A 12,020-nucleotide genomic window follows, 5' to 3' on the forward strand; every position below is an offset into this window, starting at 1 on the left:
CCCTAAAAAATATTTAGACATACGAGTACCTTTTTTAGGTGCTTCTCCGATTGGATTTTAGTTTCTAACTTTATAGGTGTTTATTATGAATTCTTCCGATCTTGTATCCGATTTGAGAGAAGGCTTAATCGCGTTGAAAGCTAAAGGTATGTCAGAAATTCCGATCGTCAATATCGAGGCTTATCTAAATGAGGTTGAAAAATCCATTAAGACGTCCGCAGCTGACAGCGAACAAGAAAGAGCTTATGCATTGAAAAAATGGGAATTGGATACAGAGGTTTGGAAGGTCAATGCAGGATTGCAAAGCGATCAACACCTTGAGATGTTCAAGTCTGTGATTGAAGCGGGTGGAACGGCTTTGAAATCTGCAATGTTAATAAATGGTGGTGCTGCAATTGCGTTATTAGCATTCTTGGGTAATTTACTTACTCGACAGCCTCATTTGGGTGACAGTGTAATTATTTCGAAATTGAACTACGCAATGATGATTTTTGTTTGTGGCGTGGGGTGTGCTGCTTTAGCGACAGCAGCACGATATCTGGCACAAGTTTGCTATGCGGAATTTGGTCAAACGTGGGGAGGAAAATTTAGAATAGTTGCTATTGTGTTTGCGTTAGCTTCATTCTCTAGCTTTTTCTATGGAGGAGTGTCTGCGTACGGGGCAATGTCTCGTTGATTTCAAACCGAATTATTCCATCTTCACAAGTAATGCGTTTCAAAATTCCATCAAACCAAAGCTTATGCAAATGCGCCAACGCCTCTCCCAGCGCAAAACTCAACTGATGTGAATCCAGCTTGCGCACAAACATGATCGGCACAATATCCGCCGCCGATTGTGGTGTAACACAGGCATCCAGTACTTCCTGCAGGCGCGCCGCGTGATGATCGAATAGCTGCTGTATGCGCGTGTGCAAACCGCGGAAGGATTTTCCGTGTGATGGCAGTACCAGTGTGTCTTTCGGCAAATCCTTGTACTTCAATAATGAATCGAGGAATTGCTGCACCGGATTCGATTCCGGTTCTATCGCAAAGACCGAGACATTGGTCGAGATGCGCGGCAAGACCATGTCGCCGGAGATCAGCAGATTCAATTCTTCACAGTACAGCGATGCGTGTTCCGGTGCATGGCCGTAGCCCGTGATGACGCGCCATCTGTGTGCACCGATGCGGAAACTCTGCGTGTCATGCATGCGTACGTAGCTGAGCGGCACGCTCGGTACCAGCGTCGGGTAATAAGTGCGGCGGCCTTCCAGTTCTTGCAGCATCTGCGGATCGGCGAGGCCGTGCAGTTTGAAGAAGGGGAACATGGCTGTGCCGTCTGCGCCCGGCAAGGCGGCGGACATCATGCGTGCCGAGCCGTATTCGCCGGTTGTCATCCACAGCGGGACATTCCAGCGGCTGCAGATCCAGTCGGCGAGGCCGACGTGATCGGGATGGCAGTGCGTGCAGATGACGCGCACGACGGGCAGACCTTCCAGTTGCGTGGCGAAAATCTGTTCCCATGCATCGCGCGTGGCGTCATTGGCGATGCCGCAATCGATGATGGTCCAGCCGCTGATCGGGCCGTTATCGCCTTCGACAGTATCTTTCAGCAGCCACAAATTGATGTGATTGAGCGCAAACGGCAAACCCATGCGCAGCCACTTGATGCCGGGCGCAACCTCGAACGTGCCGCCAACGTCGGGCAAGGTGTCGTCAAAAGGGTAGTTCAGCTGGGCTTCAAGCAGATTCATCGAGGTCTCGCGGTGAGGTAATACGATTCACATTCCAGTCGGGCACGCCTACAATAGCTTCCTGAAATGCATAGTAAACATTCAGCATCATTTTAAACGGTGCATGGGCACCGCGCCTGAAGATTCCGACGGGCAAGGCAAACAAGAAATCATGGCAAAACAACATTCCGCAGCGAACGCCGCCTGCCCTTGCGGCAATCACGACGGCAAAGACAGTTACGCCACTTGCTGCAAGCAATACCACGATGGCGCAGATGCGCCGAATGCGGAAGCATTGATGCGTTCGCGTTACAGCGCCTATGTGTTGGGCTTGATGCATTACGTGCATGCAACGTGGCATACGAGTACGCGCCCGCCTTTGAGCGATTTTACGCATGACGCAGCGACTAAATGGCTGGGGCTGGACGTGAAGAAGTTTGTGCCGGGCGAAACGGAAGCGACGGTGGAATTTGTCGCGCGCTCCAAAAGCGGCGGCCGCGCACAACGCCTGCATGAGCTCAGTCGCTTCGTCAAAGAAGATGGCCGCTGGTTTTATATCGACGGTACGTTTCCAGAATAAGCTGGACCGCGCTTGCACTGGCAATCGCGTTGAAACAATACAAAATAACATCGGCGAGGTTGAATGCAATGAATCACACACCTGGCAAACAAGACGATCTGGTGACACGCAGCCTGCGCAGCGTATGGCACCCGTGCACGCAGATGCAGCATCACGAAACCCTGCCGCTGATTCCCGTCAGTCACGGTCGCGGTGCGTGGCTGTATGACATCAACGGCGATCGCTATCTGGACGCCATCAGTTCATGGTGGGTCAATCTGTTCGGTCACGCCAATCCGCGCATCAATAGCGCGTTGAAGCTGCAGCTCGATTTGCTGGAGCATGCGATGCTGGCCGGCTTTACGCATGAGCCGGTCGTGCAGTTGTCGGAACAGCTGGCAGCGCGTACCGGCCATGTGCTCGGTCACTGTTTCTACGCATCCGATGGCGCGTCGGCGGTAGAGATTGCCTTGAAAATGAGCTTCCACGCGTGGCGTAATCATGGCAAGCCGGCCAAGCGCGAATTCGTTTGTCTGAAGGGCAGCTATCACGGCGAAACCATCGGTGCGCTCGGCGTAACCGATGTAGCACTTTTCCGCGATGCCTACGATTCCTTGCTCCAGCATGCGCATGTGGTGGCAAGTCCGGATGCGCGTAATGCAGAGCCGGGTGAGTCCGCTGCCGATGTAGCGCGTCGCGCTGCCGGGGAACTGGAAAAATTATTGCAGGAGCGCGCATCGCAGATCGCCGCCATCATCATCGAACCGCTGGTGCAATGTGCGAGCGGGATGGCGATGCACGATCCGGTGTATCTGCAGGAAGTGCGCTTGCTGTGCGACAAATATCAAATCCATATGATTGCGGATGAGATCGCGGTCGGTTGCGGTCGCACCGGCACTTTCTTCGCGTGCGAGCAGGCGGCGATCTGGCCGGATTTTATTTGTTTGTCGAAAGGCATCAGCGGCGGTTATCTGCCATTGTCGCTGGTGATGACGCGCGATGAAATTTACCAATCCTTCTATGACATCGATGTGAAGCGCGGCTTCCTGCATTCGCATTCCTACACCGGCAATCCGCTCGCATGTCGTGCGGCGCTGGCAACGCTGGCGATTTTTGAAGAAGACGATGTGCTTAACGGCAATCGTGCGCGTGCCTCACATTTGACTGCGGCGTTGGCGCCATTGGCGAGCCATGAGCAAGTTGCGAATTTTCGCCATCGCGGCATGATCTGGGCCTTCGATGCAGTGATCGATAGTCCGCAGGCCGCAGCGACTTTTTCGCAGCGATTTTTTTCGACTGCGCTGGAACATGAATTGTTGCTGCGCCCTATAGGCAACACGGTTTATCTGATGCCGCCTTATATTTTGAACCACGAAGAAATCGAAGGCGTCGCCGCGCGCGTGCAAACCGTTTTTGCAAAAGTGATGGCCGCATGAGCAAGTTGATCGCGGACTTGGATGTACAGCTTGCGCAGCTGGTCGATGTACTCCATCAAATTGAAAAGGAAACATGACATGACGGCATCTTTCAGTTGTTTTGTCACCGGCACCGATACTGAAATCGGCAAGACGCTGATTTCCACCGCGATTCTGCATGCGCTGGTGCAAAGCGGAGTGCGGGCGGCAGCCATCAAAACAGTTGCAGCGGGGGCCGCTGCGATACAGACAGCGGGTGTCGAGGTCTGGCACAATGACGACGCTGACGCATTGGCGCAGGTTGCCAATGTCGTTTTGCCAACGGAATTGGCAACGCCCTACCTGCTGCATGCAGCCGCCGCACCGCACGTTGCAGCAAAATTGCAGAATGTTGTGCTGGAAATCGCGCATATTAAGAGATGTTATGCGCAGGTGGCCGAAATGGCCGATGCGGTGGTGGTGGAAGGCGTGGGCGGTTTTTGCGTACCCTTGTCGGACGATGCGGACATGGCGGATTGTGCACGGCAACTGGCTTTGCCCGTCATAATGGTGGTCGGTCTGCGTTTGGGTTGTCTGAGCCATGCCTTGCTGACGGCCGAAGCGATTGCTGCGCGCGGTCTCAAGCTGGTGGGCTGGGTCGCCAATACGGTCGATGCCGGCATGCCGTTTGCCGAGGATAATGTGGCTGCTTTGACCGCACGTTTGCCTGCACCCTTGCTGGGTTGTGTGCCGCGTCTGGCGGCGCCCCTGCCTGCGGCAGCGGCTGCGTATCTGGATTTTTCGTGTTTGCCGGGTTGGCCCGGTACACCTACTGTTTAAAATTTTAGTCAGGAGTTTTTTATGTCGTCGCAATCCGTTACTTTCCAGGCGCCTGTCGCTCCCATCGTTCCGACAGCATGGCCGGTTGACGACGTCTTGGCCCTGTTCAACCTGCCATTCAACGATCTGATTTTCCGTGCGCAAACCGTGCACCGCGAACACTTCGATCCCACGGAAGTGGAACTGGCAACCCTGTTGTCGATCAAGACCGGCGGCTGTCCGGAAGATTGCGGCTATTGCCCGCAAGCTGCGCGCTACGATACCGGCGTGACGGCGCAAAAAATCCTGCCACTGGAAGAAGTATTGACCGCGGCGCGCGAAGCCAAGGCGCACGGCGCAACGCGTTTCTGCATGGGTGCAGCATGGCGTGAACCGAAAGATCGCGATCTGGAAAAAGTCGAAGAGATGGTGCGCGAAGTCAAAGCGATGGGCATGGAAACTTGCGCCACGCTCGGCATGCTGGGCGAAGGCCAGGCTGAGAAACTGAAAAACGCTGGCCTCGATTACTACAATCACAATCTGGATACCGCGCCTGAATTCTATTCCAACGTGATCTCGACCCGCGATTACCAAAACCGTATCGACACGCTGGCGCGTGTGCGCAATGTTGGTATCAAGGTGTGTTGCGGTGGCATCGTCGGCATGGGCGAATCGCGTTTGCAACGTGCCGGCCTGATCGCACAATTGTGCAATATGGACCCGTATCCTGAATCGGTGCCTGTCAACAATCTGGTACAGGTTGAAGGTACGCCTTTGCACGGTACCGATCCTATCGATCCATTGGAATTCGTGCGTACCGTCGCAGTGGCGCGCATCACGATGCCGAAAGCGCGCGTGCGCTTGTCGGCCGGTCGTCGCGAAATGGGTGAAGCGATACAGGCGCTGTGCTTCGTTGCTGGCGCAAATTCGATTTTCTACGGCGACAAACTGCTGACCACCGGCAATCCGGAAGCGCTGGCTGATCAGCAGTTGCTGGAAAAATTAGGCATGCACACACGCAGCACCGCCATCGATGCGCGTTGCGATGTGACGCCTTCCTAAATATTGCGGAGTGATCCTGAGCGGCCGGTTGATGATTCGACCGGCCGTTTTTCCATCTACAGTAAATTTTCTCTGAACTCTGTTTTGTCGAGGTTACTCAATTGATTTCTCCCAGCCTGCCTAAAGCCGTCAAGATCATAGAAGTCGGCCCGCGCGACGGTTTGCAGAACGAACAGCAAACCATCAGCGCCGACGTCAAGATCGAACTGGTGAATCGCCTGTCGCAAGCCGGCTTCGTCAATGTCGAAGCGGCGGCCTTCGTGTCGCCGAAATGGGTGCCGCAAATGGCGACCTCGACCGAAGTGATGGCGGGCATTACGCGCCGGCCGGGCACGCTGTACTCGGCCCTGGTGCCGAACATGAAAGGCTTCGATGCGGCATTGGCGGCAGGTGCGGATGAAGTCGTGATCTTCGCTGCTGCGTCGGAGGCGTTTTCGCAAAAGAATATCAATTGCTCGATTGCCGAATCGGTAGAGCGCTTCCGCGATGTGGCGCGCGCCGCCAAGGAAAACAAGTTGCGTTTGCGCGGCGCATTGAGTTGCGCTTTCGCTTGTCCGTATCAGGGTGAAGTATCGGCCGATAGCGTCGCGAGCGTGGTGCGGCAACTGCGCGATCTCGGTTGCGATGAAATCGATATTGCCGACACCATAGGCGTGGCGACGCCGCGTCATGTGCAAGCCGTCATGCAGCGTGCGGCGCAGGAATTTCCGATTGAGAACCTGTCCGGCCATTTCCACGATACCTACGGTCAGGCGCTGGCGAATATCTATGCGAGTCTGGAAGTCGGCATCACGATTTATCACGCGTCGGTGGCCGGCCTGGGCGGCTGCCCGTATGCGAAGGGTGCGACCGGCAATGTGGCGACAGAAGACGTGCTGTACATGATGCGCGGTCTGGGTATAGCAACCGGTATCGATTTGGATAAAGTGGTCGATGCAGGGCAATTCATTTCGGCGCAACTCGGGCGCGAGGCGGTCAGTCGTGCGGGCAATGCGATTGCGGCAAAACGAGGTAACTGATCGTCCGGCCATGCGGATACTGCGGTAAATAAAAAACGGGATGCATCCTGACAGATGCATCCCGTTTTATTGTTGCGAACCTGATTAGTTGTATAGCACCCCAGGCAGCCACAAGCCAATGGCCGGGAAGATGTAGAGCAGAATCAGTGCGATGACCTGGATCGCCATGAACGGCATCATGCCGAGGAAAATCTGATTCAGCGTGACATGTGGCGGCGCTACCCCTTTCAGATAGAAAGCCGACATGGCGACCGGTGGCGACAGGAAAGCGGTCTGCAGGTTCATCGCTACCAGCAAGCCGAAGAACAGCGGATCGATATCGAAGTGCGGCAGCAGCGGAATAAAGATCGGCATGAAAATCACGATGATCTCGGTCCATTCCAGTGGCCAGCCCAGCAGGAAAATAATGACTTGCGCCAGTATCATGAACTGGATCGGCGTCAGATCCATTCCGAGCACCCAGTCATTAATGATTTCCTGCCCGCCCAGCAGCGCGAACGCTGCCGAGAAGATGCTGGAACCGACAAACAGCCAGCACACCATCGCACTGGTTTTGGTTGCCAGGAACGCAGACTCCTTGAGCATCGCGAAATTGAAGCGGCGGTAACACGCGGCGAGGATGATGCCGCCAAAGGCTCCCATTGCGGCCGCTTCGGTCGGTGTTGCAAGACCGAATACGATGCTTCCCAGTACCGCCAGAATCATGAATGCCAGCGGGAATAGCGAACCCATTAACATCTTGAAGATTTCCAGCCGTGCAAAGGTGAATATCGCATAGAACACCACCATCGCGACGAAGGCTACGGCGAATGCAATCCAGTAGCTCATGGGTGCAGGTTTGGCGCTCGCAGTGACCGTTTCTGCTGCCGGTTTGGCTGCTTCTACCGGCGCTGCCGGTTCTGCAGTGGCGGCAACTGGCGCTTCGGCCGCAGGTTCATTCAGGCTTCCCTCGGACGGAGGTTCGCCAAAGCCGCTTTCGCCGGCTGGTTCGCTCAAGCTGTCTTCGAAGTGCGTACTCATATCCTGCGCTTCGGTCCCCATTTCGACCAGCTCGGTTTGTGCAGCATCGGGTGCGGTGACCAGCTTGTAGCTAATGCCCATTACCAGTGCAAAGGCCAGCGCCGGCAACAGTGCGATCCCGAGTTGCTGCAAGATCGTGCGAGTCGGAATGTCGGCATTGCGCTTGCCTTTCAGCGCACCGAGCAAACCTGGCAGGGCCTTGTTGCTGAAGGTGCTGGAGATGGTGGCGGCAAACTCGGACAGAGTGACACGCCGGTCTTCTGCAGATAATGGCGGCGCCATATTGGGTTTGAGTTTCGCTACCACGATGACGTAGCCGATATACAGCACGGCCAGCATGATGCCAGGGAAAAATGCGCCAGCGTACAGTTTGACGACGGATACCCCTGCAGTCGCGCCGTACACAATCAACAGCACGGATGGCGGAATCAGGATGCCGAGACAGCCGCCAGCCGTAATCGAGCCGGCTGCCAGTTGCGTGCTGTATCCTGCTTTCAGCATCGCTGGCAAGGCCAGCAAGCCCATTAACGTGACGACTGCGCCGACGATGCCGGTTGCTGTTGCAAACACCGCGCAAGTCACAATGGTTGCCACTGCGAGTGAACCGGGAATGCGCGCCATTGCAATGTGCAGGCTCTTGAACAGTTTCTCGATCAAGTTGGCGCGCTCGACCAGATATCCCATGAAAATGAACAGCGGGATGGAGATCAGCACATCATTCGCCATGACTGAATACGCTCTTTGCACCATCAGATCGAGCGTCTGCTGGACTGCCAGACTGGGGTCTCGACTATGGAAGGCGAACCAGGCAAAGATCACGCCCATGCCCATCAATGTGAAAGCGGTAGGGAAGCCTAGCATGATCGCTACCACTACCAATGCCAGCATCAATAAACCCAGATGTCCATTCGTCATGTCGGCAGGTGCCGGCATCATGAAAAATACACCAACGACGATCGCTACTAAAATCGATATGCCAAACCAAATCTCTTTTTTCATCCTTGACTCCCCGGTTTGGTGGCAATAAACGTGTCTGTCCCGGCAATGTCACTATCGGTCACGTGCACCATGGCCTTGAGTTTTTCGACATCGACTTCTTCCACGTCTTTTTCGCGTGCCGGCCATTCGCCCTCTTTCAGGCAAATGATGCAGCGAACAATTTCCACGAAGCCTTGCAGCAACAGCAGAACACCTGAAATTGGAATGATCATCTTGAACGGATACAGCGGAGGTCCGTTTGCAGTCAGTGTGGATGACTCACGTATTGCCAGCGATTCCAGGGCGTAAGTATAGCCAGCCCATACCAGCGCGACGACGCCGGGAATAAAAAACAGAAAGTACAAAGTCAGATCCAGTCCGGCCTGCAGGCGCGGCGGGAAAAAACCGTACAGCACGTCGCCACGGACATGCCCGTTTTTGGCGAGGGTATAAGCGCCGGCCATCATGAAGGAGGTGCCATACATCATGATCATCAAATCGAATGACCATGGATTCGGATGGTTGAGAACGTAGCGGGAAAAAACTTCCCATGAAATAAGAAAGGTCAACACTACGATAAGCCATGAAAAAATCTGACCTACCCAGGTGCTCACCTTGTCTATGAAAAACAAAATATTTTGCATGACGAACTCCGATTTAAGACAGGTGATGTTCGGTGTTGCGACGCCGGACGGCGTTTAAAAAAACACCATCCGTCTGGATGGTGTTTTTTTGTGTCATCAATGCAATCAGGCTTTCTTTTGTCCCGCTTTTGCTATGAAGTAGTGGTTGTAGGCCATGCGACGATTATTGTTGGTGTCCATATCCCATTTCATTGCGCGCTCGGCGAACGCACGCTGCGATTTTTCGACTTCCTTGAATAATGGATTGTCGGCACCTTTCTTCGCCACTACGTCATCCCATATTTTCAATTGGTCTTGCAATACCGCGTCTGGCGTTTTATAGAATTTGACGCCTTCTTTGGTTTGCATTTCACGGTAGTCGGTGGAATAACGATCGATGGCTTTCCACGACATGTCGGCTGACGAAGCTTCCACTGCATTGGCAATGATGGCTTTCAGTTTTGGTGCCAGACCGTCGTATTTGGTTTTGTTGAAACTGATTTCGAATTGCTCCGAGCTTTGGTGGAAGCTTTGCAGCATGCACACTTTGGAGACGTCCGGGAAACCAAGGATGCGATCGGAGCTGGCATTGTTGAACTCGGCGCCATCCAGCAAGCCCCTGTCCATTGCGGGAACGATTTCGCCGCCCGGCAGTGCATTCACGGCGGCGCCCATCGCGGTAAACAAATCGATCGCCAGACCATTGGTGCGGAATTTCAATCCCTTGAAATCTTCTTTTTTGGTGATGGGTTTTTTGAACCAGCCTAGCGGTTGCGTTGGCATTGGTCCGGTGAGGAAGGACGTAACGTTTGCACCGATGGAGGTATAGAGTTTTTCCAGCAGCGCCTTGCCGCCGCCGTATTTATGCCATGCCAGCACCATATTCGCATCCATGCCGAATACCGGGCCGGAGGTCCACAATGCAATCGCACTTTGCTTGCCGTAGTTGTAGCCCATCACGCCGTGACCACCGTCGAGTGTGCCTTTCGACACTGCATCCAGCAGGCCGAAGGCAGGTACCACTGCGCCGGCTGGCAATACTTCGATCTTCAGTTCTCCGCCGGTCATGTCATTGACCTTCTTGGAGAAATCCAGAGCGTATTCGTGGAAAATATCCTTGCTGGGCCAGGTACTTTGGAAGCGTAATTGTGTGACAGCCTGCGCTGTCGCAATCATCGGGAAACTGAGTGCTGCTGCGGCACCGCCGGTGGCGGCTGTGCCAAGAAATTTACGGCGGGATGGTGCGGTGCTCTGAGTAGACTTGTTAGTCTTTTTCATTGTGTATCTCCTTTTATATTATTAGAAATAACGTTGATTCGTCACCCGATGAACGGCTCCATTTTCAAGAAATGGTGGCAGGACTGACGCTCGTAGAATGCCCTTTCACAGTTATATGTCAAGTTGCGATGCAGCAATAAAACGGGAAATTATTTGCTGCATTATTTATGCATGTAATAGAAAAGCGGAATGTGTTAAATGTTTTCGACAAGGCAGCCAGTCAATTTCATTCTGTTTTTTCATGTCCTTGATTGCGGGGTGAAAACGCGATGTTTACATAGTGAGAGCTGCATGTTTTTTAAGCACATGAAATGCATGCATCGGCGTTTTTTTGCGCTGCATATCAAGATGAAATTACGCATGCATGGATGCGATGTGTGATGCACAAACCTTCATTTGTGACGATGCGATTAATCTGTTTAAATGGTTCAATTATTTTTCGCACTTCATCCACAAAATACGATCGCGTCAATTTTTCTTACGCGACGCTTACAAAAAAGGCGCATTTCTCATGTCGACGATAGCCCTGATTCAAATCAATCAGCAAGGACGTCCGTTAGGCGAAGTCGGTAAGCTGGACGATATCGCGCGGCAAGTGTGCGCAGCGACGACCTTGCTGTATGCTGGCGCCGGTTTTGTTCCGCCGTGGATAGGTTATCTTGCACAGCGCGACGGAAAAGTGGTGGGCGCGTGCGCATTCAAAACGCCGCCGGTCGATGGCAAGGTAGAGATCGGTTACTTCACTTTTCCCGATTGGGAAGGCCGCGGCATGGGCACATCGATGGTGCACGCCTTGCTGGAAATCGTGCAGGCAGAACAAACGCCATTGACAGTGGTGGCGCAGACTGCGAATGAAGAGAATGCGTCGAATGCGATCCTGCGCAAGTTCGGTTTTACGCTCGCACGTGTGACGGAAGATGCGGAAGATGGCGAGATGTGGGAATGGCATTGGAACAAGGATAACTAGGTGACAGAGAAGAAAGATGTTTGAACTTAAAACCATCACGCTGTTTGTTGTCACGGCAATTGCAGAAATCGTCGGTTGCTACCTGCCCTATCTGTGGTTGCGGCAAGCGGGTTCGATCTGGTTGCTGCTGCCGGCAGCCTTGAGCTTGGCGCTGTTTGCATGGTTGCTGTCGCTGCACCCGGAGGCCAGCGGACGTGTGTACGCAGCGTATGGCGGCATCTACGTTGCGGTGGCGCTCGGCTGGTTGTGGCTGGTCGATGGCATCAAGCCGACGAACTGGGATGTGGCTGGTGTTGCCTTCACCTTCATCGGCATGGGCATCATCATGTTCGCTCCGCGCGCGTGACGAGCGCTACCGATATTCCTGCTCCGGATCAGCCTGCTTCACCATGCACAGGCATGTGCCGCATGGATGAAAAAATGAAGCTGTGTACAGGCTGCTTGCGCAGCATGGAAGAAATTACGCAGTGGCCTACGGCTGGCGAGAATGACAAACGCACAATCTTGCAGGCGATACAGCAGCGCCGTGCTGCAATTTTGTCATGAGTGCGCACATGGCTTGATATGTGCGACTATTCCGCTGCACGAA

Annotated in this window: 13 protein-coding genes; 9 read left to right on the plus strand and 4 right to left on the minus strand. The window is 53.9% G+C overall.

Going from position 1 to position 12,020, the window contains the following annotated elements; all coding sequences use genetic code 11:
* Positions 1–85: 85 nt before the first annotated feature.
* Positions 86–676: a hypothetical protein gene (locus ACIQW9_RS12945; protein WP_402337519.1), complete on the plus strand. Its 591-nt coding sequence runs from the start codon at positions 86–88 to the stop codon at positions 674–676.
* On the opposite strand, the gene ACIQW9_RS12950 is transcribed toward ACIQW9_RS12945, so the two are convergent.
* On the minus strand, positions 627–1,733 hold the full coding sequence (locus tag ACIQW9_RS12950; RefSeq protein ID WP_402337522.1) for an MBL fold metallo-hydrolase: 1,107 nt from the start codon (positions 1,731–1,733) through the stop codon (positions 627–629). The genes ACIQW9_RS12945 and ACIQW9_RS12950 overlap by 50 nt on opposite strands.
* Positions 1,734–1,884: 151 nt before the next feature.
* Between ACIQW9_RS12950 and ACIQW9_RS12955 the strand changes: the two genes are divergently transcribed.
* From ACIQW9_RS12955 to ACIQW9_RS12975, 5 genes are all read left to right on the plus strand, one after another.
* On the plus strand, positions 1,885–2,292 hold the full coding sequence (locus ACIQW9_RS12955; RefSeq protein ID WP_402337525.1) for a YchJ family protein: 408 nt from the start codon (positions 1,885–1,887) through the stop codon (positions 2,290–2,292).
* Positions 2,293–2,360: 68 nt separating this feature from the next.
* On the plus strand, positions 2,361–3,707 hold the full coding sequence (gene bioA, locus ACIQW9_RS12960) for an adenosylmethionine--8-amino-7-oxononanoate transaminase (RefSeq protein WP_402337528.1): 1,347 nt from the start codon (positions 2,361–2,363) through the stop codon (positions 3,705–3,707).
* Between the two features lie 78 nt (positions 3,708–3,785).
* A complete protein-coding gene (gene bioD, locus ACIQW9_RS12965) occupies positions 3,786–4,505 on the plus strand; it encodes a dethiobiotin synthase (RefSeq protein ID WP_402337531.1) in 720 nt (239 codons plus the stop codon).
* A gap of 21 nt (positions 4,506–4,526) precedes the next feature.
* On the plus strand, positions 4,527–5,546 hold the full coding sequence (bioB, locus tag ACIQW9_RS12970; RefSeq protein ID WP_402337533.1) for a biotin synthase BioB: 1,020 nt from the start codon (positions 4,527–4,529) through the stop codon (positions 5,544–5,546).
* Positions 5,547–5,647: 101 nt separating this feature from the next.
* Positions 5,648–6,565 (plus strand): hydroxymethylglutaryl-CoA lyase, encoded by a 918-nt coding sequence (locus ACIQW9_RS12975; protein WP_402337535.1) that lies wholly within the window; start codon positions 5,648–5,650, stop codon positions 6,563–6,565.
* 84 nt (positions 6,566–6,649) lie between these two features.
* Here the strand turns inward: ACIQW9_RS12975 and ACIQW9_RS12980 are convergent, their stop codons facing one another.
* From ACIQW9_RS12980 to ACIQW9_RS12990, 3 genes are all read right to left on the minus strand, one after another.
* Positions 6,650–8,584, minus strand: coding sequence for a TRAP transporter large permease subunit (locus ACIQW9_RS12980; protein WP_402337538.1), 1,935 nt, complete (start codon positions 8,582–8,584; stop codon positions 6,650–6,652).
* Entirely contained in the window at positions 8,581–9,207 is a 627-nt protein-coding gene (locus ACIQW9_RS12985; RefSeq protein ID WP_402337541.1) for a TRAP transporter small permease subunit, read from the minus strand. The genes ACIQW9_RS12980 and ACIQW9_RS12985 overlap by 4 nt, the downstream gene beginning before the upstream one ends.
* A 105-nt stretch (positions 9,208–9,312) precedes the next feature.
* Positions 9,313–10,464 (minus strand): TRAP transporter substrate-binding protein, encoded by a 1,152-nt coding sequence (locus ACIQW9_RS12990; protein WP_402337544.1) that lies wholly within the window; start codon positions 10,462–10,464, stop codon positions 9,313–9,315.
* A 511-nt stretch (positions 10,465–10,975) separates the two neighbouring features.
* Here ACIQW9_RS12990 and ACIQW9_RS12995 point away from each other — a divergent pair.
* Genes ACIQW9_RS12995 through ACIQW9_RS13005 form a run of 3 tightly spaced genes read left to right on the plus strand, consistent with a single transcriptional unit; the run spans position 10,976 to position 11,977 of the window.
* Positions 10,976–11,431 carry a GNAT family N-acetyltransferase gene (locus ACIQW9_RS12995; RefSeq protein WP_402337547.1) on the plus strand — a complete coding sequence of 152 codons (456 nt, stop codon included), beginning with the start codon at positions 10,976–10,978 and terminating at the stop codon, positions 11,429–11,431.
* Positions 11,432–11,447: 16 nt separating this feature from the next.
* Positions 11,448–11,777, plus strand: coding sequence for a YnfA family protein (locus ACIQW9_RS13000; RefSeq protein ID WP_402337549.1), 330 nt, complete (start codon positions 11,448–11,450; stop codon positions 11,775–11,777).
* The gene (locus ACIQW9_RS13005; RefSeq protein ID WP_402337552.1) at positions 11,774–11,977 is read left to right on the plus strand and encodes a DUF1289 domain-containing protein; all 204 of its coding nucleotides are present in this window, start codon (positions 11,774–11,776) and stop codon (positions 11,975–11,977) included. Before ACIQW9_RS13000 ends, ACIQW9_RS13005 begins: the two co-directional genes overlap by 4 nt.
* Positions 11,978–12,020: the final 43 nt, after the last annotated feature.

Origin of the sequence: Herminiimonas sp. NPDC097707 (assembly GCF_044761395.1) — a bacterium.
Classification (GTDB): domain Bacteria; phylum Pseudomonadota; class Gammaproteobacteria; order Burkholderiales; family Burkholderiaceae_D; genus Oxalicibacterium.